The following is a 25,607-nucleotide window of genomic DNA, read 5'->3' as shown; positions in this document are numbered from 1 at the left end:
TGGATTGACGGCAACTACAAATCCAGCACCAGCAAACCCGTCCGGGCGCGCGAGCAGCACGGCAGGAACTGATCGTTGGCGGCGCGTTCCTCGTCAGTCAGATAGGCATCGCGATGGTCCGGCTCGCCCGCCAGCACACGCGTCAGGCAGGTTCCGCACACGCCCTGCTCGCAGGAGGTCTGGATCTCCACGCCATTGGCCGACAGCGCCTGCACCACCGTCTGTTCCGGCTCGACATCGATCACCAGCCCGCTGCTCTGGACCTTCACCTGGAAGGCCCCGGCGACGGCGCCCGGCACCTCGGGCGCGGCGAAATACTCCCGGTGGAGATTCGCCTCCGGCCAGCCGGCCTCCTTCGCCTGGCGCAGCACCGCATCCATGAAGCCGGCGGGGCCGCACACGTAGAGATGCGTCTGCGCGCCGTGGCCAGCGAGCAAGCGCGGCAGGTCGGCACGATGGCCCTGCGGCTCGTCGACATAGAAATGCGTGCGGTCCCGCAGGTCGTCGTGCGCAAGCCGCTCGCGGAACGCCGTGTGCGCCGCCGAGCGGGTGCAGTAGTGCAACTCGAACGACGCGCCGGTCCGCGCCAGGCGCTGCGCCATGGCCAGGATGGGCGTGACACCGATGCCACCGGCAAGCAGGATCGAATGCGCGGCGCCGGTAGCCAGCGCGAAGTGGTTCTTCGGCTCGCTGATCTCCAGCGTGGCGCCCACTGCCAGCGCGTGCATGGCCACCGATCCGCCCCGGGAGGCGGGGTCGCGCAGCACGCCGATCTGGTAGCGGTGGGTCTCGGCGGGGTCGTTGCACAGGGAGTACTGGCGCACCAGTCCCGGCCCGATCCGTACGTCGATATGGGCGCCCGCGGTGAATGCCGGCAGGGTGCCGCCGTGCGGGGCGACCAGTTCGAACACGGCGATGCCCGACGCCGCGTCGGCCTTGCTTGCAATCCTGACCTGCATCACGCGCCCTCCGCCTGCCCGGCACGACCGGCCTGTTCTTGCTGCAGCAGGCGATCGAGAATCCGCCGCGCCTGGACGCCGCCGGCATCGATGTTCAGCTTGAGCAGCTTGCGCTCGGGATTGGCCAGGATGTTGCGTTGCTGCGCCTCCAGCATTTCCAGGTCTTCGGCGAAGATCTTGCCCTGCCCTTCGCGGATGGTTTCGGTCAGCTGCGCGTCGTCTGCCTTGAAGTTGCGCGCCATGCCCCAGAAGTACCAGATCGACGTCTCGGTTTCCGGCGTGATGAAATCCACCACGATGCTCGACGCCTTGTGCTGCGGCTCGGCGTGATACCCACCCTTGCCCGCGTGCGCCACGCCCACCTCGATCATGACGTGGCTTGGCGGCGTGAAGCGGCAGATCTGCCAGCGGTCGCAAGGCACATCGTGCGCAAGGCCATTGCCGCGCAATGCCGCGGCCCAGAACGGCGGCGGCATGATGCCCTCCATTTGCCGGCCGGTCACGACCATGTCGCCTTCAACCTTGGTGGCCGGTGCCGACTCTTCGATTTCGGCCTGCCCGATGCTGGAGGCATGGACGTAGGTCTCATGGGTCAGGTCCATGAGGTTGTCGATCATCAGCCGGTAGTCGCAATGGATGTGATACAGGCCGCCGCCGTGGGCCCAGTCCGCGCTTACCGCCCACTCCAGGTGCGGGATCGCTGCCGCGTCGGCCAGCGCGGCGTCGCCCGGCCAGACCCAGACAAAACCATAACGCTCGACGGCCGGATAGTTGCGGATCGAAGGAAACCCGCCGACGCGCTGCCCGGCCATCCTGGCGCATTTGCCGTCGCGGCCCATGGTCAGGCCGTGGTAGCCGCAGACCAGTTGCCCGTCGCGGACAAAGCCCAGCGAAAGCGGCGCGCCACGGTGCGGGCAAAAGTCCTCCAGCGCGGCGACGTTGCCGTCGTCGCCCCGGAACAGCACCATTTTTTCATTGCAGATCGTGCGGCCAAGCGGCTTTCCCGCGAGTTCGTCCGGCGTGCAGGCCACGTACCAGGTGTTTTTCAGAAACATAGCGATCCCCTCCCTGGCGCCCGAGCGCGCCAAGGTTCAGTGACTTACGAAAGTGGATTAGGTCAGGCCGGGCGGCCTGCCCGGCGAATCAGGCTGCCGCCGAGCACCTGCGACATCGCCTGCTGGTTCTGCATGGCGATCTTGAGGTTGCGGTTGGCGATGCGGCTGTGTTCGCGCATCAGCGCTTCGGCGCGGGTGCCTTCGCGCAGCTCGATCGCCTCGACCACCGAGCGGTGCTGCGCCTGCGCAAGCAGCAGCATTTCGCGCGCGCTTTCATCGATGGACTGGACCATCACGAAGGCGCTCGCGGAGGCGAACGGGATATTCATCACTTTCTCGATCTGCCGTGCAACCAGGGGGCTGCCGGCCGCTTCGGCCAGCAACTGGTGGAAGCGCGCGTTGAGATCGACATACGTGGAGAACTTGACCGCGGTCAGCTCGCCGGTGAGTGCCGTGTCGATTTGCGTGATGCAGTCGCGCAGGCCGCTCAGGATGGTCTGGCCGACGCCGCGCTCCGCGGCAAGCCGCGCCGCCATGCCTTCCATGGTGCCCCGCAATTCGATCGCATCGCTGATTTCACTTTCGGCGAAGGAACGGACCGCAAAGCCGCCGGACGGGATGGGCTCGACCAGGCCTTCTTCCTGCAAGCGGATCAACGCGGCCCGGATCGGGGTGCGGGAGACGCCGAGGCGCTCAACCACCCACAGCTCGGAGATACGGGCGCCCGGCGCGAGATCGCCGCCGAGAATCAGCTCCCGCAATCCGAGCAGGGCCCGGACCGCCTGGGACGCACTGGCGCCGGCTTTGCTGTCGCTGAGATTGTCGTTGTCGTTGTCGTTGTCGGTCTGCATGATGCGCTGTCTCTCATTGTGGGGGCGAGCGTGTCCGGTGATGCAATATGGCCGCTATTGAATACAGAGTGTATCCACAAGAAACAGACCCGGCAATGCGAAAGCTGCAAACCGAGGGTAAACGTCAATAAAACGCGAAAAATCAGAGAATAACTGGAAGGCAGGCAGCGTATTTCTGGCGGATGCTCGGCATAACAGATCTTGTTGTATACAGCGAAGAATCAAGGCCTGGCGGGGCAAAACCCACTGCCCGCGAAGCCAGAAACACACGTTCCGCTGCCGCACAAAGAAAAACGACCCGGGCGCTCACGCGACCGGGTCGTTTTTTTACGTTGCTTGCGTGACGCGGTTCACCAGAAAGCCGAACCAAGCCTCGTCACGCGTAACGCTCAATGCACCATCATATTGGCGTTCATGTTGTGCATGATCCACAGCGAGCCCGCCACCACGATCAGCAGGATCAGCGCGGTGAAGGCCAGGGCCATCACGTTCCAGCGCTGCTCCGACGAGCTGTCCAGGTGCAGGAAGTAGATCAGGTGCACGACGATCTGCACGACCGCCAGGCCCAGGATCACGGCCAGCGTGGTCGAGGCTTCCAGCGTGCCGCCCATCACCAGCTTGAACGGGATGACGGTCAGGATCACCGCCAGCACGAAGCCGATCACATACGACTTGACGCTGCCATGGCTGGCGCCCGCGGACGTGGTGCCGTGCCCGTCGTGGGCGCGGTGAGCGCCGGCGGCAGAGACGTTGCTATGTTCCATTACATCGCTCCCATCAGGTAGACCACGGTGAACACGCCGATCCAGACGATGTCCAGAAAGTGCCAGAACAAGGCGAAACAGGCCAGGCGCTTGGTCATGGTCGGGGTCAGGCCCTTGCGGGAGATCTGCCACATCAGCACGGCCATCCACAGCAGGCCGCTCGCCACGTGCAGGCCGTGGGTGCCGACCAGCGTGAAGAACGACGACAGGAAGGCGCTGCGCTGGGGGCCGGCGCCTTCGGCGATCATGTGATGGAACTCGTTGATTTCCATGCCGATGAACGCCACGCCCAGCAAGAACGTGATGCCGAGCCAGAACTGCAGGCGGGCACGCTGGCCGTTATGCAGGGAGATCATTGCCATGCCCGAGGTCAAGCTGCTGAACAACAGCAGGAAGGTCTCGACCAGGACGTAGTTCAGCTCGAACAATTCCTTGCCCGACGGGCCGCCTGCCACTTCGCCGCGCAGCACCGCGAACGCGGCGAACAACCCGGCGAAGATGATGCAGTCGCTCATCAGGTACACCCAGAAACCAAACACCGTGTTGGCGCTGGTGTCGTGATGGGCGTGATCGTGCGAATGATCGTGCGAGTGGGCATGCGCCTGGGTGGCGCCATGCGCGGGATAACGCTGTAGGACTTCAGTCGTCATGGTTCAGGCCTGTGACGCAATTCGCTGGAAATGGCTCGTTTCGACCGCCTGGACTTCGTGCGCGGGCACGTAGTAGTCGATGTGGTCGTCGTTGCTGCGGAAGATGAAGCTGACGATCATGCCAACCAGGCCTACCGCCGCCAGCCACCAGATATGCCAGGTCAGGGCAAAGCCCAGCGCCAGGCTGAAGGCACCGATGTAGAAGCCGGCGCCGGTGTTCTTCGGCATGTGGATCTGCTCGTAGTGCGCTTGTTGCTGCGGCACTTCGCCACGCGCCTTCATGTCGGCGAACGCGTCCAGGTCACGCACCACCGGGGTGTGCGCGAAGTTGTAGAACGGCGGCGGCGACGAAGTTGCCCACTCCAGCGTACGGCCACCCCAGGGGTCGCCGGTCACGTCGAGGAGTTCCTTGCGGCGGCGCACGCTGACCACGATCTGCAGGATCTGGAACAGGATGCCCAGGCCGACAAACGCGGCGCCGAGCACGGCCACATACAGGTACGGGTTCCACGCCGGATTGTCGGTGTGGTTCAGGCGACGGGTCATGCCCATGAAGCCCAGTGCGTACAGCGGCATGAAGGCCAGGTAGAAACCGATGATCCAGCACCAGAACGCGCACTTGCCCAGGCGCTCGTCGAGCTTGAAGCCGAAGGCCTTCGGGAACCAGTAGGTAATGCCGGCGATGTAGCCGAACAGCACGCCACCGATGATCACGTTGTGGAAGTGGGCGATCAGGAACAGGCTGTTGTGCAGCACGAAGTCAGCCGCCGGCACTGCCATCAGCACGCCGGTCATGCCGCCGATCACGAAGGTGACCATGAAGCCCAGCGTCCACAGCACGGGCGTGGTCATCTGCACACGGCCGCGGTACATGGTGAACAGCCAGTTGAAGATCTTCACCCCGGTCGGGATGGAGATGATCATCGTGGTGATGCCGAAGAACGCGTTCACGTTGGCGCCGGAGCCCATCGTGAAGAAGTGGTGCAGCCAGACCAGGAACGACAGCACCATGATGGCGCAGGTCGCGTAGACCATGCCCTTGTAGCCGAACAGCTTCTTGCCGGAGAACGTCGAGATGATTTCCGAGAAGATGCCGAACGCCGGCAGGATCAGGATGTAGACCTCGGGGTGGCCCCAGATCCAGATCAGGTTCACGTACATCATGGCGTTGCCGCCCATTTCGTTCGTGAAGAAGTGCATGCCCAGGTAGCGGTCAAGGCCCAGCAGGCCCAGCGTGACGGTCAGCACCGGGAAAGCGGCGATGATCAGCACGTTGGTGCACAGCGCGGTCCAGGTGAATACCGGCATGCGCATCAGGGTCATGCCCGGGGCGCGCATCTTGAGGATGGTCACCAGGAAGTTGACGCCGGTCAGCAAGGTGCCCAGGCCCGAGATCTGCAAGCTCCAGAGGTAGTAGTCCACCCCCACGCCAGGGCTGTAAGCAATGCCGGACAGCGGCGGATAGGCCAGCCAGCCGGTGCGCGCGAACTCGCCGACGCCCAGCGAGACGTTGACCAGCATCGCGCCGGCAACGAACAGCCAGAAGCTCAGCGTGTTGAGGAACGGGAAGGCCACGTCGCGCGCACCGATCTGCAGCGGCACGACCAGGTTCATCAGGCCCGTCATCAGCGGCATCGCCACGAAGAAGATCATGATCACGCCGTGGGCGGTGAAGATCTGGTCGTAGTGCTCAGGCGGCAGGATGCCCGGCGAGCCGTTGGTGGACAACGCCAGCTGGGTACGCATCATGATGGCGTCGGCAAAGCCGCGCAGCAGCATGATCAGCGCAACCACGGAATACATGATGCCGATCTTCTTGTGGTCGACCGAGGTGAACCAGTCGTTCCACAGCCATTTCCACTTGCCGAAATAGGTGATCAGCGCGCATAGCGCCACGCCACCCAGCGCTACCATCGTCAACGTGCCCATGATGATGGGCTCGTGGAACGGGATGGCATCCAAACTCAATTTGCCAAACATCTCTACTCCTAGGAATTCGAGCCCGGCGCCGGCGTAGCGGGCGCGGCCATGGACACCTGGCTCACGCCGAGGGTGTTGCGCGAGGTGCAGACGGGACCAAACGAGGTGCCGTTGCCGGCGATAGCGCCACCGGCGCCGTCCATGTACTTGTGCAGGATGCCGTGGTACAGCTGCGGATCGACCTTGGCGTACAGCGCCACGGGATTCGCCTCGCTGGGCTTGGCCAGCGCGCTGTAGTCAGCCAGCGTCAGCTGGTTCGACGAGGCGCGGACCTGCTTGACCCACGCCTCGAAGTCGAAGTTCGACACCGACTTGGCCTTGAACTTCATGCCCGAGAAGCCGCCGCCGCTGTAGTTGGCCGACATGCCGTCGAACGCGCCGGTCTCGCTGGCGATCAGGTGCAGCTTGGTCTCCATGCCCGCCATGGCGTACACCTGGCTGCCCAGTTGCGGGATGAAGAAGGAATTCATGATCGAATCCGACGTGATCTTGAAGTTCACGGGGGTGTTCACCGGGAACGCGATCTCGTTGACCGTGGCGATGCCCAGGTCCGGATAGATGAACAGCCATTTCCAGTTCAGCGCAACCGCCTCGATGGTGATCGGCTTGACGTTGGATTCGATGGGCTCGTAGGGGTCCAGGTCGTGCGAGGACTTCCACGTGATGATGCCCAGCACCAGGATGATCAGGCAGGGAATCAGCCAGACCACGACTTCGATCCCGGTCGAGTGGGACCAGTCCGGCTCGTAGCGGGCCGACTTGTTGCTGGCGCGGTACTTCCAGGCGAAGGTGAAAACCAGCACGATCACCGGCACCACCACGAGCAGCATCAACCAGGTCGCGATCAGGATGATGTTTTTGACGTCGGCGCCAATCTGGCCCTTCGGATCTAGCACGGCCATGTTGCATCCGGCCAGCAAGAGCAGGGCGGCGCAAGGCATTAGCCGCGTCCAACGCGGAAGTTTGGGTATCTTCATGTCACGACTGGTTGAGTTGGCCACGGCAGCGACGGCGCGGCGTGATTTTGCTGCCAGATGCGGGAGCAGGAGGCAGGCTTAAGGCTTGGGGGAAACTGGGTCAGATCCGGGTCAAGCGACCGGTGTGCCGGGGGACGCGCCGATCAGCGGCAGCCTGGCTTGGTCCTTGTGGGACGGATCAAAGTGGGACTGCGGCGGTCCACACAGGAGGACGTCAGCGTGGCGCAGCCCGGCGAGCTTGCCTGGTGGGCAAGCAGGGTGTTCGGGTGAGGTTCGCGGTACGTCAGACATCGTGGCCGCGAATCTACCGCATCGCAGCATTGAGGGTAAACCCGTGATCTGGAACACACTGTTCGGAAAACCGGACAATGCAGCTTCTTCTTCCATCTCACTGGCAACACCCAATTAAGCCGAGACATTTTTGACTGCGGCAAGGTGTCGCAGGGGTGCGCGCCCTTGAAAGCAGCTGCACAAACCGCAACGCGCGTGCGGTGAGCAATTCGATGGGCGATTGGGGGGAAAGCAGAATGCCACGGACCGCCAAAGCGTGCTTGCCACCGCGCGGCGCCCGCCGCGGTTCTATGCAAATGCAATAACCTTCGTTCCCCTCCTCGCGCGATTTCGCAACCATAGGGCCGCATCCCAACCTCAGACCCTTGCTACCGCATCGTCGACTTCGGAGAACATCGCAATGCATCCTTTCCGCCAATGGCTACCCGTTGTCGGCCGCGCCCTGGCCATCGCCGCGCTGTCCTGGTCCGCCGCCGGCCATGCCGCCGACGCGTCGGTCCGCGTGGGCTACCAGAAGGCCGGCCTGCTGGCCGTGCTCAAAGCGCAGGGCTCGCTGGAGAAAAAGCTCGCCCCGCTTGGCTTCAAGGTGGAGTGGAAGGAATTCCCCGCCGGCCCGCAGTTGCTGGAGGCGCTCAATGCCGGCGGCATCGACTTTGGCTACACCGGTGCGCCGCCGGCAGTGTTCGCCCAGGCGGCGCGCGCCAACTTTGTCTACGTGGGTGCAGAGCCCGGCGGCAAGACCAACGAGGCGCTGTTCGTGCTGGAGAAGTCGCCGATCCGCTCGGTGGCCGACCTGCGCGGCAAGCGCATCGCCTTGCAAAAGGGCTCCAGCTCCAACTACCTGCTGGTGCAGCTGCTAAAGAAGCATGGGCTGGCCCTGCAGGATATCCAGCCGATCTACCTGCCGCCCGCCGATGCACGCGCCGCCTTCGAGAGCGGCAACGTGGACGCCTGGGTGGTCTGGGACCCGTACTACGCCCTGGCGCAGAAGGCGCTGAAGGTGCGCACCATCGCCGACTATGAAGGCGTGCCCTCCCCCTTCAACTTCTATGAAGCCGCCAACGGCTTCGTCAAGGCGCAGCCGCAAGTGGTCAATGCCATCCTGGAGCAACTGCGCACGACCGGCCTGTGGGTGGTGAAGAACCCCGGCGAGACTGCCGCCCTGCTAGCGCCTGCCGTGGGCCTGGACACGCAGGTCGTGGAGACCTGGCTCAAGCGCGTACCCTACGGCGCCACCCCGGTGACGCCGGAGGTGATCGCCGCCCAGCAGCGGGTGGCCGACCTGTTCCATGAGCAGAAACTGATCCCCACCGCCGTCAAGGTCAAGGACAACGTCTGGCAGGCGAGCTTCCCCCTGGCCAGCCAGTAAGTGGGCCAAGGCCAAATCCGGGGCGGGCCCACGCGGCCCGCCCCGGATGACACACGCGAACCACGGCTGCTACCATGCCCGTTCCTGAGCGTATTCATTCCAACAAGAAGACAACGACATCATGAAAATCGAGACAATTGCCGTTCACGGCGGCTACTCCCCGGACCCCACCACGCGTGCCGTGGCCGTGCCGATCTACCAGACCGTTGCATATGCGTTCGACAACGCGCAGCACGGCGCCGACCTGTTCGACCTCAAGGTGCCCGGCAATATCTACAGCCGCATCATGAACCCCACCAACGACGTGCTGGAGCAGCGGCTGGCCGCGCTCGAGGGCGGCGTGGGCGCGCTGGCGCTGGCGTCCGGCATGGCGGCCATCACCTATGCCATCCAGACCATCGCCGAGGCCGGCGACAACATCATCTCGGCCAGCCAGCTCTATGGCGGCACCTACAACCTGTTCGCGCACACGCTGCCCCTGTCCGGCATCGAGACCCGCTTTGCCGATGGCCGCAACCCGGCCGCCTTCGGCGACCTGGTGGATGCGCGCACCAAGGCGATCTTCGTGGAGTCGGTTGGCAACCCGCTGGGCAACATCGTCGATATCGAAGCCATCGCCAAGGTGGCGCATAGCCATGGCATCCCGCTGATCGTGGACAACACCGTGCCCTCGCCCTACCTGTGCCGTCCGTTCGAGCATGGCGCGGACATCGTCGTGCACTCGCTCACCAAATACCTGGGCGGCCACGGCAACAGCGTGGGCGGCGCCATCGTCGATAGCGGCAAGTTCCCGTGGGCCGAGCACAAGGCGCGCTTCAAGCGCCTGAACGAGCCGGATGTGTCGTACCACGGCGTGGTCTACACCGAGGCGCTCGGCGCCGCCGCCTATATCGGCCGCGCCCGCGTGGTGCCGCTGCGCAATACCGGCGCGGCGCTGTCGCCGTTCAATGCCTTCCTGATCCTGCAAGGCATCGAGACCCTGGCGCTGCGCCTGGACCGCATCACCGAGAACGCGCTGGCTGTCGCACGCCACCTGAAGGCCAGCCCCAAGGTGGAGTGGGTCAACTTTGCCGGCCTGCCGGAGCACCCGGACCACGCGCTGGTGCAGCGCTACCTGGGCGGACGCGGCCCCGGCATCCTGTCGTTCGGCCTGAAGAGCGGCGGCCGCGAAGCCGGCGCGCGCTTCCTGGACGCGCTGCAACTGTTCACCCGCCTGGTCAACATCGGCGACGCCAAGTCGCTGGCGACGCATCCGGCCTCCACCACGCACCGGCAGCTCGACGCCGCCGAGCTGAAGGCCGCCGGTGTCAGCGAAGACATGGTGCGCCTGTCGATCGGCATCGAGCACATCGACGACCTGCTGGAAGACCTGGAGCGCGCGCTGGCCGCGGCCTGAGGGGTCGCGTGGTAGCGCAGTAGCTGGCGCCGCAACGCGGCGCTCGCAACAAGAAGGGCCGGTGGCACATGGATGCCACCGGCCCTTCTAGATTTGCGCCGCGCTGGCGACCGCTTAAGCCCGCTTGGGAAGCACAAAAATGGGAAGCACAAATAAAAACGCCCACCAATGAGGCGGGCGCGAATCCAATTCCTTGGTGGGATTGGAGGAGACAGTTCAATCATAACCGCAATACGGGTTATCCCGCAACCACTACCCGATTGCGTAGGCATATTCCGCAGCGCAACAGCCGTTGGCGTCACACGAACGCCTGCAAACCCGCATACACGCATATGCAAGTCCGTTATAAGACTATGCATTTTTACTCGTTCCTTGAACGTATGCACTTCCCTACAATGGGCATCCTTGCTGGCCGCCATCCCGGCAAGCCACGATGCACACAAACGATACGGGGGAGCTTTAGATGAAACTGGGTTTCGGAATTCGACTGATTGCCGCGGTGCTCGCGCTCGGCGTGATCCAGACGGCCGGCGCGGCTGATCCGGACAAGAAGGAAATCCGCTTTGGCGCCACCGCTGGCCCCTACTCCGACCAGATCCGCTACGGCATCAAGCCTCTGCTGGAAAAAAAGGGCTACAAGGTCACTATCGTTGAGTTCAGCGACTATGTGCAGCCCAACCTGGCGCTGGCCGATGGCGCCATCGATGCCAATGCCTTCCAGCACGTGGCCTACCTGAAGAAGTTCTCCGGCGACCGCAAGCTGCAATTGTCCGAAGTCATCCAGGTCCCCACGGCCCCGATCGGTATCTACAGCCGCAAGCACAAGTCGCTCACGGAAGTGAAGCCGGGCGCGTCGGTGTCGCTGCCTAACGATCCGTCCAACCTGGCACGCGCCATCGCCATGCTCCAGCAGATCGGCTGGATCACGCTCAAGGCCGGCACCGACCCGATCCGCGCCAGCGAGCGCGACATCGAAGGCAACCCGAACAAGCTCAAGCTGATCCAACTCGAAGCCGCGCAGCTGCCACGCTCGCTCGACGACGTGGACTTCGCCTTCGTCAACGGCAACTTCGCGCTGTCCTCCGGCCTGAAGCTGACCGAAGCGCTCAGCCTGGAGAAGATTCCCGACTACTACATGAACCTGGTCGCCGTGCGCACCGCCGACACTGGCAAGCCGTTCGTCAAGGACATCCGCGAGGCTTACCAGTCGCCGGAATTCAAGGCGACCACACAGCAACGCTTCGCCGGCTTCCTGCCGCCGGCCTATCAGCGCTGAGCCAGGCCGCGCACCGATGGCGCGGCGCTGTCAGGGAGCCCCCATGCGGGGCTCTTTTTCTTTGACGCGCCATCATGCACATCGGCAAGCACCGGCGCCGGCTTATCCACACCTCCCCGCATAAGCAACTGCGACATTCTTCGTTCCTTGCGGCATGGCTTTCGCCTACCCTCTTCCCCTTACAACTTGAACGACACGCGGGGAGCGGCAATGACAAACGAACTCAACCAGCGGCGGCGGAGAATCGTTGTCAGCAGCATGCTGACCGCCGGCATGGCCGGCGCGCTCGGCACGGCGTTGCCGGCACGCGCGCAGGCGCCAAAGCACACGCTGCGCATCGGCTTCCAGAAATCATCCACGCTGATGATCCTGCTGAAGTCGCGCGAGACGCTGGAGAAAGCGCTCGCGCCGCTGGGCGCGTCGGTGCAATGGTATGAATTCACCTCGGGCCTACCGCTGCTGGAATCCCTCAATATCGGCAACCTCGACCTGAGCGCGGACGTGGCCGACGCGGTGCCGCCGTTCGCGCTCGCGGCCGGCGCCAACCTGACCTACTACGCCATCGAGACGCCCTCGCCTGAAGCACAGGCCATCGTGGTGCGGCAGGATTCGCCGATCAAGGAAATCGCTCAGCTCAAAGGCCAGCGCATTGCCTTTGCCAAGGGCGCGGGTGCGCACTACCTGCTGCTGGAAGCGCTGGCCAGCGCCGGGCTGTCGATCCGCGACATCGAGCCCGCCTACCTGAGCCCGGCCGACGCGCGCGCCGCCTTCGAGCGCGGCAGCGTGGCCGCCTGGGTGATCTGGGACCCATTCCTGGCGGCGGTACAACGCCAGGCCAATGCGCGCATCCTGCGCGATGGCAAGGGGTTATCGAGCTACCGGCGCTTCTACCTCGCCGCCACGCCGTACGCGCACAAGCATGCGGATGTGCTGGCCGTGGTCTACGAAGAACTGCGCCGCGCCGGCGAATGGATCAAGCAAAACCCCGCGGCCGCCGCGCAGTGGCATGCGCCGCTGATCGGCCTGGACGCGCCCACGGTGGAAGCCGCCAACCGCCGCCGGACCTACCAGGTGCAAACCGTGGATGCCGCCTCGCTCGATGAGCAGCAGCGCATCGCGGATGCATTCACCAGCCAGAAGATCCTGCCGCGCAAGGTGGTGGTGGCGGAGTCGCCGGTATGGCGGCGCGCTTGACCCTCGGGACCTGCGCCTGCCGCCACGCTAGCCGTTGAAGGTCCGCGCGCTCTCACGCGCAGAACACGACCTCACACAGACGAGAGGCCTCCACTTCGGAGGCCTCTCTTTTTTTGCGCGAGGCGGCCCCCCCCTCATGCCCACAGACGCACCACTTCGGTGCTAAACACCCGCAAAAGCCAGGGCATCCGGATATCCGAACAGCCAGATCACGATTTATCCGGATATCCGAATGGCGCTTTTTTCACTTTGAAAATAGGCTGCCGGGCGGTCCTAAATTCGCCGGCAACAATGCCGTAAGAGCGAGCCAGGACCCTTCGCCCCCACCGCTCCAAAGGCTATCCGCCCGATGAGCCAAACATAAAAGACCCAATTATGCTGTCCTCCCTCCGCGCGCGCATCGTGGCCCTATCCGTGGCCATCGTCGTGGTGGCGCTCATCGCCAATGCCGTTATCAATCACGTGGTGGCCAGTTCGTACAACGACGACGCCATCGACAGCAACCTGGCCGCCGTGCAGAACGGCCACGTCGGCGCCATCGCCGACTGGGTGGCGAGCCACATGCAGATGATCGACTCGCTGCAGGACGCGGCAACGCAGCCCGACACCAACGCCGCCATCGCCGCGCTCAAGCAGGTCGCCAGCGCCGGCGGCTTCGTCATGACCTACATCGGTTTTCCCGACAAGTCCCACCGGTTTTCCGATACCGAAAGCCTGCGGACCAACTACGATCCCACGTCCCGCCCCTGGTACAAGCAAGCCGTGGCCGCGGGCAAGCCGGTGGTCACGCCGCCCTACGTGGCCGCCAGCAGCGGCAAGCTGGTCGTGACCTTCGCCGTGCCCATCCTGCGCGACGGCGTGCTCAAGGGCGTGGTGGCCGGCGACGTGTCCATGGACAGCGTCATCGCCACCATCAAGGCCATCCACCCCACGCCTGCCAGCTTCGGCGTGCTGGTCACAAAGGACGGCAAGATCGTCGCCCACCAGGACGATAAGCTCACGCTCAAGCCCCTGACGGATCTGATGCCCGCGCTTGCCATCGACAAGCTCGCCGCGCTCGAAGGCGCCAGGGCGCCTTTGCAGGTCGACGTGGACAATGCACCCAAACTGCTGCGGGCGCGCGGCGTGCCCGGCACGGACTGGATCGCTGTGATCGCGCTGGACAAAGGTGAGGCTACGGCAGGCATGCGCTCCATGCTGATGGCATCGGTGTTCGTGCTGATCGTGATCGCTTGCGTGGCGGCCGCCATCGTCGCCGGGGTGACGGCGGTTTCGTTCCGAAGGCTGTCGGTGATTCGCGACGCCATGCGGGATATCGGTAGCGGGGATGGCGACCTGACGCGCCGCCTGCCAGCCAATGGCTCCGATGAGGTGGCGCAGATTGCGCAGGCGTTCAACGCGTTCGCCGAGAAGCTGGTCAGCGTGATGCGCCAGATTCGGGATGCGAGCGCATCTGTCCATGCTGCCGCTAACGAGATCGCGGCCGGAAACATCGACCTTTCGCGGCGGACTGAATCGGCTGCGGCGAGCCTGGAAGAGACGGCGGCCTCGATGGAGCAGATCACCGCGACCGTGAGCCAGTCTGCCATGTCGGCCAAGCAAGCTGATGCGTCTGCGATCGCGGCCTCCCAGGTCGCTGGCAATGGTGGCGCCGCCATTGGCGAGGCCATTCAGACCATGAGCGCAATCGAGCAGGCTTCGGTCAAGGTGTCCGACATCATCGGCGTGATCGAAGGCATTGCATTCCAGACCAACATCCTTGCGCTGAATGCTGCCGTGGAAGCGGCGCGCGCCGGCGAGCAGGGCCGTGGATTCGCCGTGGTTGCCGGTGAGGTGCGCGGCCTGGCGCAACGCAGTTCGCAGGCTGCGAAGGAGATCAAGACGCTGATCGAGACCACCGTCGACAGCGTGGTGTCCGGCTCCGGGCAGGTACGCCGCGCCGGAGACACGATGAATGCGATCGTCGGGAACGTGGACAAGGTGACCAGCATCATTTCCGAGATCACCAATGCGGCGCAGGAGCAGACCCGGGGCATCCAGGAGGTGAACCGGGCGGTCAGCCAGCTGGATCAGATGGTGCAGCAGAACGCGGCTCTGGTGGAGGAATCCACCGCGGCGGCCGAAGCGTTGCAGGGGCAGGCGGGCGCGTTGGCGGGGGTCGTGGGGCAGTTCAGGCTGGGGTAAGCGTCCCGGGAGCCCATTGCGGGCTCCCGCATCCCGGTGTTCTCCCCTCTGCCTGAAGGGTGCTATCACATGCGCAGCATGAATTCCGCAAAGGCCTCCGAGCCAAGCGGGCGGCTGACTAGATAACCCTGGATGGCATCGCATCCGGCATCCTTCAGCTCCGCCGCCTGGTGTTGGCACTCGACGCCTTCCGCGATTGTTTTCATTCCCAGCGAACGAGCGAGACCGACAATGCTTCGGATGATCGCAGACGCCTTCTCCGAATCGGCCAGCGCCCGAACGAACGACTTGTCGATCTTCAGGGTGTCGATGGGCAGTCGGACCAGATAGCCGAGACTGGAGTATCCAGAGCCGAAGTCGTCCAGCGATGTGGATATGCCGGCTAGCTTGAGCGCCGCGAGCACGGATGTTGCCTTCTCGATATCGCTCACCAGGCTGTCCTCCGTGACTTCGATGTCGAGCATTGCGGGGGAGATGTCGTGTGCCCTCGCGATACGGAGAATCAGATCTGTAAGTTCCACACAGAGAAGTTGCCGAGCCGACAGATTGAGGCTGATCCGCGGTATGGATACGCCCAGCCGTCGCCAGGCACCGATATGGCGGCAAACTGCATTGAGCAGCCATTCGACGAGGGTTGCTTCATATGGGGACTCAAGCAACACATCCAGGAATGCGTGCGGCATCAGCAATCCTCGTTGAGGATGACGCCAGCGAAGAAGCGCCTCGGCACCGATTGGGGAAGCATCCGCGAGTGCTATCTGAGGCTGGAAATGAAGCTCGAACTGGTTCGCGGCAAAGGCCTCACGTAGATCCATGCGCAAGGCAAGGCGGTCACGCATGCCGCGGTCGAGTGCGCCATCGTACGCGCACACCTGAATTCGGCCAGATGACTTCGCTGCGTACATGGCCGTGTCGGCACGACTCAGCAATGCCTCGGCCGATTCCGGTGCGTCTCTCAGTAGCGCAATGCCAATGCTGGCCGACAGGCAGACGGATCTTCCGCATGCCTCGAATGGCATCGCGAGCTCACGGAGCACCGCATGCGCGAACGCTTCTGCCGCGTTTTCGGTCGTATTGCGTAACAGCAGGACAAACTCGTCGCCCCCTACGCGCGCGGCGAAAAACTCAGGCTCGAGAATTGCGACCAGCCTTTTCGCAAAGCCGCGCAGCAGATCATCGCCGACAGCATGACCGAACGCATCGTTGACTTCCTTGAATTGGTCCAGGTCAATAAACAGCACAGCCAGGCAAGCACCCTGCGTCAAGCCTGGTGAAGCAGCCTCGGCGACCGCGCCTGATAGCGTTTCCATGCACTTGCGCCGGTTGGGCAAGCCAGTCAGATAGTCGTGACTCGCTTCAAACTCCAACTGCGCCGCGTGTTCGCGTTCACGCGTGACGTCGCGAAAGAGTACCGTGATGCCATCGTCGTGGGCAAATGAGCGAGCCTCAAACCAGGTGTCGAGCGGTGCGTAATAGTCAGTATGCCGACCGGGGAGTCCGGTTGCCGCCGTCTGCTGATAGACGCGGTAGTAGCCGGAGTCCACCAAGTCCGGGTAACACTGCCAGATGTCGCGCCCCAGCAGGTTTTGCCGCTCCTGCTGCAAGTATCGTTCGGCTGTATGGTTGAGATAGGTGAAGCGCCACGATCTGTCTATCGACATGAATCCGTCGCTCAAGCTATCAAGCAGGTCACCAAGGTGAGGCGGCGCCGGCTGTCGGGCGCCGGCCTCTTTCGGGCGGGGAGGACAAAAGTCAGGCTGTCGTTCCATTTTGTTTGGGGCCATCTGTTCGCGTCGGACCCAAAGGCATCGCACGTGCGCAAACCGCGGGGTCATTGCATTCTAGCCGCGTTTGCCACCGCTACGAACATCGGGATGCGCTCGCGCCCCCCTGCCTTTCATGGGAAAGATGCAGCCCCCGCATGCTGGATCTCTACGCTCCATTGTCGCCAAGGCGCCCTGCCGTCTCCGGAACGATGAACGCACCCACCAGGTAGATGATGGTGACAACCGCCAGGAAGATGCCCAGCACCATGGGCAGTTCGGCAGGGGTGCTGGCGCACAGCGAAGCAAAGGTCGGCATCATGCCACCGACGGCAAAGCCGATATTCCATGACAGGCCGGTCCCCGTGGCACGGATGCTGGTGGGGAACCGTTCGTTCAGGAAAATGAGGATCGGGGCGAAGCCGCTGCAGCCCAGCATGGACAGCACCACGGCATACAGGCCGAGCGTGGTGGTGTCCGGCGCCGCCGGCATCCACTGGTAGAGCAGCGGCAGCAGCACCACGTTCAGCGCGCCGATCAACAGGAAGGCTCGCTTGCGGCCGATCATCGTACTGAGGTGGCCGGCAAGGATCGACGCCACGATCACACCCAGACTGCTGGCCATCAGGATGGCGGCAGCCTCGCCGGCCGATGCCTTCACCACCACCTTGAGGAAGGTCGGCAGATAGCCGGAGGTCAGGTAGTAGGCGCTGCCACCGCCCACGGTGAGCAGGATGTTGACGAAGAGGACGCCACGGTACTGGCGCGAGAAGATCACGCGCAGCGGGTTCTCAACCGGCGCGGCGTGCCCCTTGGCCGCCTGCAACTGCTTCCACAGCGGAGACTCCTCCAGCGAGTTGAAGATGAACAGGCCGAGCACCGAGCTGATGATGCCGGAGAAGAACATGCAGCGCCAACCCCAGGCGTCGAACGCTTCCCCCGGAAACAGCGCGGTCATCGCCATGTAGGTAATGGAAGCCAGCAGCGCCCCGATACCCGCGCCACCGCCACCGACCAGCCCGGAAACGGCGCCGCGCCAGGACGGGGGCACCGATTCGGTACCGATAGTGTGGGTGGATGCCACCACGCCACCCACGAAGATGCCCTGCACCAGCCGCAGCAGGATAAACAAGGCTGGCGCAAGCAGCCCCACCTGACCCACCGTCGGCAGTAGGCCGAACGCCGCCGTGGACAAGCCAACGCCAGTGACGGCAACTACCATCGCCCCCTTGCGGCCATGGCGGTCGGCATAAGAGCCGAAGATCGCCGAGCCGAGCGGCCGCATCAGCAGCGTCACGGCAAACGACGCATACACCGCCGCCAGCGACAGCATGGCGTGCTCCGACGGGAAAAACAGCCTGCCGATCACGGGCGCCACGAACAGCAGGATGAACAGGTCGAACAGGTCCAGCGCCCATCCCATGCACGACGCCGCCACGGCACCAAACACCTGGCGATTGCTCGCCGCTGGCAGCGCCTCGCTGATCGTCGCTGCACTCTTCTTTGCTACGGCTTCCATTGTTGTCTCCTTTGATTTGGATCTCTGCTTGGATCATGACGGCAGCGGGTGGCGCGCGGGCGGTGCCTTGCCGCCAGGCAAGCGCTCCCCCCGCGATGCTTGCCCCGTGGCAGCGGGCATCGTTATCCGGTCAGTTCATCCGGGATGCGAGCGGCCTTGCCGGCGCGCCCGCGATTTCCATCAGCTGCCGCGGAACGCCGGCTTGCGCTTGCCGTGGAAGGCTTCCACGCCTTCGCGGAAATCGTCCGAGCTGCGCAGGCGGCTATAGCAATGCCCTTCCAGCTCGATGGCAATCGACAGCGGCGCGTCCTCGGTGTCGTTGAGCAGCTTCTTGGCGGTGCGCTGCGCCAGCGGCGAGAAGCCGCGCAGCTCGTCGACCAGCGCATCGGTGGCGGCCTCCAGCTCGGCGTCTGCCACGCATTCCACGGCGATGCCCCACTCATAGGCCTGCTTGCCCGAGATGCGGCGCGAGCGCATCACGATGTCCTTGGTGCGGCCGATGCCCACCATCTTCTGCAGGCGCGCCGAGCCGCCCGAGCCGGGGATCTGGCCGAGCTTCTGTTCCGGCAGCGCGTACTGCGTGGTCTCGGTGGCGATGCGGAAGTCGCACGCCAGCGACAGCTCGAAGCCCACGCCAAAGCAGTAGCCGCGGTTGGCGGCAATCACCGGCTTGCTGCAGCGCGCCGGCGCCGCCACATTCCAGGCCAGTTGCGAGACATGCTCGGGCGATGCCTCCAGGAAGCCCTTGATATCGCCGCCGCTGGAAAAATGCTCGCCTTGCGAACGCAGCACGATCACGCGCACGCGATCGTCGGCATCCAGCGCTTCAATGACGGCACGCAACTGGTCGCGCGCCGCCATGGCGATCACGTTGTAGGGTGGACGGTGCAGGATGATATCCGCACGCTCGCGCCCGGCATCGATCTCCACGGAGAAGCCGTCGAGTTGCTGGAGCCGCTGCTGGTCGGGATGGATCATCTCGGTTGCCTGGGTCATGTCTTACTCCTTGATGGTATCGACAGGCGCGGCGTCCGCAGCCTGGTTGGGGTTGGGGTTGGTATTAGGGTCGGGGCTCATGGAATGCGGGGCCAGCGCGTATTCGCCGGCGGACAACTTGCGGCGCAGGATCTTGCCGACCGGCGACTTGGGAATCTCCTCCACGAAGACGTAGTCGCGCGGGCGCTTGAAATTGACCAGGTCAGAGCCGCGGCAGTAGGTATCCAGGGCTTGCGCGTCGATGTTGCCGCGCGGCTTGACGAAAGCCACCACCTTCTGGCCCCAGCGCGGATCCGGCACGCCGGCCACCGCCACCTCATCGACCGCCGGATGCAGCGACAGCACCGATTCGATATCGACCGGGGAGATGTTCTCGCCGCCGCTGATGATCATGTCGTCCACCCGGCCGCTGACGAAGAGATCGCCCTCGGCATCGAAGTAGCCGGTGTCGCCGGTAAAGTACCAGCCATCGCGCAGCGATTTGGCGTTGGCGTCGTCGCGGTTCCAGTAGCCCTCGAAGGCCTCGTCGCCGCGCAGGTCGGCGATGATCTGGCCTTCCTCGCCGGTAGCCGCCAGATCGTCGGGTGAGCGGGCATCCAGGCGCACCACGCGCAGGCGCGTATTGATGCCGGCGCGCCCGGCGCTGCCGGGCTTGCGGGTGGCGCGCTGGTCCACGCTGAAGGTGTACACCTCGGATGAGCCGTAGTGGTTCACGAACAGCTCCGGCTCGAAGGCCAGCGCAAGGCGGCGCAGCAGGCCGTCGTTCATCGAGGCGCCGGCAAAGCCGAGCTTGCTCACGCTGCGCACGATGCAGGCATCGAACCCCGGATCGGCCAGCAGGTCGTGGTACAGCGTCGGCACCAGGTACAGGCAGCTGATTCGGTGGGTGTTGATCTCCTCGAGCGCCTGCCCGGCGTTCCAGCGCCGCACGCAGACGAACAGGCCATCCACCAGCGCCATTGCCAGCAGCGAGCGCACGCCCATGGTGTGGTAGAGCGGCATCACGCCAAGGGTGCGCTCACCATGGCGATACAGGTTCTGCGCCACGTGCGCCAGCGCCGCGGCGCGCTCGTGCTGGTGGCGGCGCGGCACGCCCTTGGGCTTGCCGGTGGTGCCCGAGGTGTAGAGCATCAGCGAGACATCGCTCGCTTGTGCCACCGGGTCGCCATGCAGCGCGACGCTGTCCAGCAGCGAAGCGAAGGACATCGAGCCGCCAGCCGCGCAGTCCAGCGCAATGCAGGGCACGGCCTGCGCCGCGGGGCTGCCCAGCACCGCATCGGCGCTGACCGGCTCGAACACCAGCGCCTTGACGCCGGCATCCTGCACACAGTAATCGAGCTCCTCCGGCTTGGCGCGCCAGTTCAGCGGCACCATCACGATGCCGGCGAACTGGCAGGCCCAGTGCAGCGTGGCCATTTCCCAGCGGTTTTGCAACACGGCCAGCAGGCGATCGCCCGGCGCGAGGCCGATCTCGCGCAGGCCGGACGCCACGCACCGGATGCGCTCGTACCATTGCGCATAGGTGAGCATCAGGTCGCCGTCGACAATGGCGGGCGTGTGCGGGCTGCGCTCCACGCTTTGCAGGAAGGTGCGGCCTAGATCAAGCATTGCAGGCCTCCTGGGTATCTACGCCGGCAGCAGCATGACGAGCCCGTGCACGGATCGCGGCTACGTCGAGCACGGCGGCCACAATGGGGGTGTAGCCCGTACAGCGGCACAGGTGGCCGGACAGCATGTCGCGCACCTGCGCCTCGCTGGGTTCCGGCACGCGCTCCAGGTAGTCCGCGCACGACATCAGGATTCCTGCGGTGCAGAAGCCGCACTGCAGCGCGTGGTGGCGGCGGAAGGCTTCTTGCAGGTCGCCCAGTCCCTCGGCCGGCGCCAGCCCTTCGACGGTATCGATGGCCCGGTGCTCGGCCTGCACCGCCAGCATCAGGCACGAGCGCGCGGCAACGCCGTCAACGCGTACCGTGCATGCGCCGCAGACGCCGTGCTCGCAACCCACATGGGTGCCGGTGGCGCCGAGCTCGTGGCGCAGGAAGTCCGACAGCAGCTCGCGCGGCTCGCAATGGCCGCTGCGCTCGCGGCCGTTCAGCGTCAGGGTGATGCGGCGTTGCTCCTGGCGCTGCATTACCTCGGCGGGCTTGCCGGAAACGGCGCCCTTGTTGGTCTTGCTCATTTTGCCTCCTCGATCACACGCATGCTCAGTTGCCGCACCAGGTGCCGGCGGTACTGCGCGCTGATATGGGCGTCGTCCTGCGCGCCCAGTTTCCAACTGAAATCGTTGATGGCCTGCTCCAGGTCCTTGCCCTGCAGGCGCGGCCAGGTTTCCAGCACCGGCCTGTCCGCCACGCCGCCAACCGCCAGCGCGATGGCGTCATCGGTCACGGTGGCCGCGCAGGCCACCAGCGCAAAATCGCCGTGGCGCGCGGAGAATTCGGCAAAGCCGTAGCGCGCCCCGGGGCGCCGCAGCGGAAAGCGCACGGCCTCCACCAGCTCGTCGGGCTCGCGCGCCGTCATCAACATGCCCTGGAAGAAGCTGGCCGCAGGCAGCACGCGGCGGCGGCGGGCTGAACGCAGCACCACCTCGCCGCCCAGCGCGGTCAGCACCAGGGGCAATTCCGCGCTCGGGTCGGCATGGGCGACCGAGCCGCACACGGTGCCGCGATTCCGGATCTGGAAATGCGAGATATGCGGAAAGGCCATGGCCAGCAGCGGCACCTCGTCGGCCAGCGAGCGGCGCCATTCGACGCTGCCCTGCGTGGCCGCGGCACCCACCACCAGGTGCGCGTCTTCCACCCGCACCGTGTCCAGCTCGACGGTGCGCGAGATATCGATCAGCAGTTGCGGCTGCGCCAGGCGCATATTGAGCACCGCCATCAGCGACTGGCCGCCGGCCAGCACGCGCGCGCCCTCGCCGCCACGGGCCAGCGCCTCGAGCGCGTGCTGCGTGGTCTCGGCGCGCAGGTAATCGAAAGCAGACGGTTTCATCGGCGTACTCCCAAGCGGGCCAGCAGTCGGGCAAGCCAGCCTTGCGGCCGTACCGGCTTGCCGGCGGCCTGGCGGCCGAGCGATTCAAACAACTGGCGCAGCACCACCTTGGCGGCGCCCTCCAGCATGCGGCCGCCCACGGCAGCGACCTTGCCGGATACCTCGGCCTCGTAGTCGTAACTCAGGCGCGTGCCGCTGCCATGCGGGACCAGCTCCACCAGCCCGGCGCCGCGCGCACTGCCCAGCGAGGACATGCCTGCGCCTGCCAGCCGCAGCCGGCGCGGGGGATCGAGGTCCGACAGTGCGATCTCCGCCTCGAAGCGGGCCTTGATCATGCCAACCCCCACCGTCACATCGGCGCGGTAGTGGTTCTCGGCGGTGCGCTCCAGCGCGTGGCAGCCTGGCACTACCTTGGCCAGGGCCTGCGGGTCCATCAGCACGGCGAAGATGGCTTCGGGCGTGGCATCCAGATCCACCGAGCCGCGCGCGGTGAGCGCCTTTGCGCTGCCCTTGCGGGCCGCGGGCACGGCGGCCTCGCGCATCGCTTCGAGCAGCTCGGGGCGCGACGGCGGCGGATCGTCGAAGCCCACCATGGCCATCACCTTGGCCGGGGTCAGCGGCAGGCGAATGTCCTGCTCGCCGAGCGCGTCGGCCACCGCGTTGGCGATGCAGGGCGGCGTGCTCATGTTGTTGCCCTCGCCCAGGCCCTTGGCGCCGAGCGGCGTGAAGGGGCTGGGCGTTTCCAGGTGCACGATCACCGGGTCCGGCACCTCGCAGGTGGTCGGCATCAGGTAGTCGGCCAGCGTGCCGGACTGGAAGCTGCCGTCGGCGCCATAGCGGAACTCCTCCATCAGCGCCGCGCCCAGCCCTTGGGCGAAGGCGCCGCGGATCTGGCCATCGGCCAGCGCCGGGTTGAGCAGCGTGCCGGCGTCGTGCGCGGTCACGTAGCGGTCGATGCGCACGCGCCCCGTGGCGCGGTCGATCTCCACGCCGCACATATCGAAGGCAAAGCCGTAGGCGGCCGAGGTGTTGATGCGGTCGTTCTCATCCGGCGCTTCCAGGTTGGGCGGCGACCAGAACACCGTCTCGCGCAGGCCCGGCTCCTCTCCCGCTGGCAACTGCTGCGGTGACCAGTGCGGCGCATTGCTGGCCACACGCGTGAAGGGCAGGCCGGATTCGGGCGCGCCTTTGCGGGCAATGCGGCCGTCTTCGAACACCACCTCGGCGGGCGTGCAGCCGAACTGCGGCGCCACGATGCGCGCCAGCTTGTCGCGCACCCGCTCGGCGGCCAGGTGCACGGTGCCGGCCACGGCGCCGGCGAAACGGCTGGAGTAGTTGCCGGCGGCGACCGACCATGCATCCTTGTGCGTATCGAACTCGACGTTTACGACCACGTCGGCCGGATTCACGCCGAGCACATCGGCCACCACCTGCGCGCACACTGTCATATGGCCCTGCCCGGCCGGCGTCGAGGCAATGGTGACCACCACGCCGCCGAGCAGGTCGACGCTGACCGTGGCGCTGGCGATGGCGCCGTTCTTCGGCCCCGCTTTCTTGCGCGCCTCGGCGGGCATGGCGGTGGTGATATAGCCCATGTTCGATACCGACGGCTCGACGATGGCGGCAAAGCCGATGCCGTAGAGCCGGCCCTCGGCGCGTGCGACTTCGCGGCGGCACGTCAGCTCGTAGTAGCCGCCTTCTTCCAGCGCGCGCGCCAGCGCCAGCTGGTAGTTGCCGGAGTCCAGCAACGCGCCCGCCGCGGCGCGATAGGGAAAGGCATCGGCGGCGACAAAGTTGCGGCGATACACATCGAGTGGATCGAGCCCGAGTTGTGTCGCGATGCGATGCACCAGCCGCTCCAGCGCAAAATACACCTGCGGGCCGCCAAAGCCCCGCACCAGGCCGGTGGGCGTCTTGTTGGTCATCACCACGCGGTTGCGCACCAGCAGGTTGGGGATGTCGTAGGCGCCAGTCAGGCAGCCGTGCATGCGGTAGAAGGTGGCGGGCTCCGGCGCGCGCAGATAGCCGCCGCAGTCTTCGATCTGGTCATAGGCCAGCGCTTTGATGCGGCCGTCTGACTCCACCGCGGCTTCCAGCGTGGACAGCCGCGCGGTGGCGGAGGTGGCCGCGCTGAGATGTTCGAGGCGGTCCTCCACCCACTTGACCGGCGCGCCGGCCTTGCGGGACGCCAGGCACATCAGCACCGCGTAAGGAAACACCGCCTGCTTGACGCCAAAGCTGCCGCCGGAATCGCGCGGGGCCTTGTGGCGCAGCCGGTTGGCCGGCACCTTGAGCGCCATCGCCATCACCGCATGCAGCGAGAACGGCCCCATGAAATTGGAGGTGACGTCGTAGCCTTCGTCACCGGGCAGGAACTCGGCAATCACCACGCCGCATTCGATCGGCGTGCAGGTGTTGCGCGGATAGTGCGCGGTCAGCGTGACCCGGTGCGGCGCGGCGGCAAAGGCGGCTTCAGGCTCGCCGTAGCGGAAGTGGCGGTCGCTCACCACATTGGCGCCTACGCCGGGATGCAGGATGGGCGCATCGTCGGCCAGCGCAGCCTCGATCGATACCACCGGCGGCAACACGCGGTAATTCACCCGCACCAGGTCGAGCGCGTCTTCGGCCAGGGCACGGCTTTCGGCCATTACCACGGCCACCGGCTCGCCCACATAGCGCACGCGGTCCATGGCCAGCGCCCATTGCTCCATTGGCGACTTCACGGCGACCACGAAGGGACGCGACCAGGCTGCCAGGTCGGCGCCGGTCAGCACGGCATGCACGCCCGGCGCGGCAAGCGCGGCGGTGGCATCGATGGTGCCGAGTTCGGCATGTGCATGCGGGGAACGCACGATGGCCGCGTGCAGGGTGCCCGGCTTCACGCCCAGGTCGTCGCCATAGCGGCCACGGCCGGTGAGGATCGCGGCGTCCTCGAGCCGCTCCATCGAGCGGCCGACGTGACGCTGGCGCGAGGCCGCGCCGGCGGCTGCGGATTCAAGGTGGATGGCCGCCGCTGCGGCGGGCAGGCTGCGCTTGTCGCTCATGACCGGCCCTCCCGCGTGGCGGGACTGGCACGGTCCATCTGGATAGCGGGGATTGCGGGCCGGCACGGGGAGAGGCCACGCGGCACGGGGCGAACGCCCGCTACCGCTGTCTCCAGTGTCGTGCCGGTCATGCCGCCAGCATCGTTCTGTCTCATTCCTGACTCCGTTCTGCGCGTCGGCCCCGACAGGCGAATCCGCCGGGGACATGCAACGTTGAACAGGAGCTTAGTGAGATTATGGTATTAGTTCTAATATTGTTTTTTGATTATGCTTATCAGTTCTAATGATGCCAATCCAGGTGGACTTTAGCGGGCAAATCTGGGCTTCTGACGCACCGATGCTAAGGGT

19 protein-coding genes are annotated in these 25,607 nt (G+C 65.3%); 5 read left to right on the top strand and 14 right to left on the bottom strand.

The annotated features are described in order from the left end of the window. Positions 1-14 precede the first annotated feature (14 nt). From F7R26_RS25770 to cyoA, 7 genes are all read right to left on the bottom strand, one after another. Positions 15-959 (bottom strand): PDR/VanB family oxidoreductase, encoded by a 945-nt coding sequence (locus F7R26_RS25770; RefSeq protein ID WP_150987183.1) that lies wholly within the window; start codon positions 957-959, stop codon positions 15-17. Next, on the bottom strand, positions 959-2,014 hold the full coding sequence (locus F7R26_RS25765) for an aromatic ring-hydroxylating oxygenase subunit alpha (RefSeq protein ID WP_150987181.1): 1,056 nt from the start codon (positions 2,012-2,014) through the stop codon (positions 959-961). Before F7R26_RS25765 ends, F7R26_RS25770 begins: the two co-directional genes overlap by 1 nt. A 62-nt stretch (positions 2,015-2,076) precedes the next feature. Continuing rightward, positions 2,077-2,865 carry a GntR family transcriptional regulator gene (locus tag F7R26_RS25760; RefSeq protein WP_150987179.1) on the bottom strand — a complete coding sequence of 263 codons (789 nt, stop codon included), beginning with the start codon at positions 2,863-2,865 and terminating at the stop codon, positions 2,077-2,079. Between the two features lie 389 nt (positions 2,866-3,254). Beyond that, complete coding sequence (locus F7R26_RS25755) at positions 3,255-3,629, bottom strand: cytochrome o ubiquinol oxidase subunit IV (protein WP_150987177.1); 375 nt, start codon at positions 3,627-3,629, stop codon at positions 3,255-3,257. Beyond that, positions 3,629-4,279, bottom strand: coding sequence for a cytochrome o ubiquinol oxidase subunit III (gene cyoC / locus F7R26_RS25750; RefSeq protein ID WP_150987175.1), 651 nt, complete (start codon positions 4,277-4,279; stop codon positions 3,629-3,631). Before cyoC ends, F7R26_RS25755 begins: the two co-directional genes overlap by 1 nt. A 3-nt stretch (positions 4,280-4,282) precedes the next feature. Continuing rightward, entirely contained in the window at positions 4,283-6,259 is a 1,977-nt protein-coding gene (gene cyoB / locus F7R26_RS25745; RefSeq protein WP_150987173.1) for a cytochrome o ubiquinol oxidase subunit I, read from the bottom strand. A gap of 8 nt (positions 6,260-6,267) precedes the next feature. Continuing rightward, positions 6,268-7,236 carry a ubiquinol oxidase subunit II gene (gene cyoA / locus F7R26_RS25740; RefSeq protein WP_150987171.1) on the bottom strand — a complete coding sequence of 323 codons (969 nt, stop codon included), beginning with the start codon at positions 7,234-7,236 and terminating at the stop codon, positions 6,268-6,270. A gap of 691 nt (positions 7,237-7,927) precedes the next feature. Between cyoA and F7R26_RS25735 the strand changes: the two genes are divergently transcribed. The 5 genes from F7R26_RS25735 to F7R26_RS25715 all read left to right on the top strand — a co-directional run bounded on the left by F7R26_RS25735 (position 7,928) and on the right by F7R26_RS25715 (position 14,946). Continuing rightward, the gene (locus F7R26_RS25735) at positions 7,928-8,896 is read left to right on the top strand and encodes an aliphatic sulfonate ABC transporter substrate-binding protein (protein WP_150987169.1); all 969 of its coding nucleotides are present in this window, start codon (positions 7,928-7,930) and stop codon (positions 8,894-8,896) included. Positions 8,897-9,017: 121 nt separating this feature from the next. Further along, the gene (locus tag F7R26_RS25730; protein WP_043356075.1) at positions 9,018-10,292 is read left to right on the top strand and encodes an O-acetylhomoserine aminocarboxypropyltransferase/cysteine synthase family protein; all 1,275 of its coding nucleotides are present in this window, start codon (positions 9,018-9,020) and stop codon (positions 10,290-10,292) included. A gap of 463 nt (positions 10,293-10,755) precedes the next feature. After that, positions 10,756-11,568: a MetQ/NlpA family ABC transporter substrate-binding protein gene (locus F7R26_RS25725; protein ID WP_150987167.1), complete on the top strand. Its 813-nt coding sequence runs from the start codon at positions 10,756-10,758 to the stop codon at positions 11,566-11,568. 210 nt (positions 11,569-11,778) lie between these two features. Continuing rightward, positions 11,779-12,762, top strand: coding sequence for an aliphatic sulfonate ABC transporter substrate-binding protein (locus F7R26_RS25720; RefSeq protein ID WP_150987165.1), 984 nt, complete (start codon positions 11,779-11,781; stop codon positions 12,760-12,762). Between the two features lie 375 nt (positions 12,763-13,137). Then, positions 13,138-14,946 (top strand): methyl-accepting chemotaxis protein, encoded by a 1,809-nt coding sequence (locus F7R26_RS25715; protein WP_150987163.1) that lies wholly within the window; start codon positions 13,138-13,140, stop codon positions 14,944-14,946. Positions 14,947-15,011: 65 nt separating this feature from the next. Here the strand turns inward: F7R26_RS25715 and F7R26_RS25710 are convergent, their stop codons facing one another. The 7 genes from F7R26_RS25710 to F7R26_RS25680 all read right to left on the bottom strand — a co-directional run bounded on the left by F7R26_RS25710 (position 15,012) and on the right by F7R26_RS25680 (position 25,259). Then, positions 15,012-16,607, bottom strand: coding sequence for a sensor domain-containing protein (locus tag F7R26_RS25710; protein ID WP_241754725.1), 1,596 nt, complete (start codon positions 16,605-16,607; stop codon positions 15,012-15,014). A gap of 271 nt (positions 16,608-16,878) precedes the next feature. Continuing rightward, positions 16,879-18,228, bottom strand: a complete 1,350-nt coding sequence (locus F7R26_RS25705) for an MFS transporter (RefSeq protein WP_150987161.1) — start codon at positions 18,226-18,228, stop codon at positions 16,879-16,881. Positions 18,229-18,408: 180 nt separating this feature from the next. Continuing rightward, on the bottom strand, positions 18,409-19,224 hold the full coding sequence (locus tag F7R26_RS25700; RefSeq protein ID WP_150987159.1) for an enoyl-CoA hydratase/isomerase family protein: 816 nt from the start codon (positions 19,222-19,224) through the stop codon (positions 18,409-18,411). A 3-nt stretch (positions 19,225-19,227) separates the two neighbouring features. Then, positions 19,228-20,832, bottom strand: coding sequence for an AMP-binding protein (locus F7R26_RS25695; protein ID WP_150987156.1), 1,605 nt, complete (start codon positions 20,830-20,832; stop codon positions 19,228-19,230). Then, positions 20,825-21,403, bottom strand: coding sequence for a (2Fe-2S)-binding protein (locus tag F7R26_RS25690; RefSeq protein WP_150987155.1), 579 nt, complete (start codon positions 21,401-21,403; stop codon positions 20,825-20,827). The genes F7R26_RS25695 and F7R26_RS25690 overlap by 8 nt, the downstream gene beginning before the upstream one ends. Further along, entirely contained in the window at positions 21,400-22,215 is an 816-nt protein-coding gene (locus tag F7R26_RS25685; RefSeq protein ID WP_150987153.1) for an FAD binding domain-containing protein, read from the bottom strand. The genes F7R26_RS25690 and F7R26_RS25685 overlap by 4 nt, the downstream gene beginning before the upstream one ends. Beyond that, positions 22,212-25,259, bottom strand: a complete 3,048-nt coding sequence (locus F7R26_RS25680) for a xanthine dehydrogenase family protein molybdopterin-binding subunit (protein WP_277820375.1) — start codon at positions 25,257-25,259, stop codon at positions 22,212-22,214. The genes F7R26_RS25685 and F7R26_RS25680 overlap by 4 nt, the downstream gene beginning before the upstream one ends. Positions 25,260-25,607 lie beyond the last annotated feature (348 nt).

Source organism: Cupriavidus basilensis (genome assembly GCF_008801925.2).
Lineage (GTDB): Bacteria > Pseudomonadota > Gammaproteobacteria > Burkholderiales > Burkholderiaceae > Cupriavidus > Cupriavidus basilensis.
Note: the sequence above shows the minus strand (reverse complement) of the source record. Positions and strands in the feature narration are given on the sequence as shown.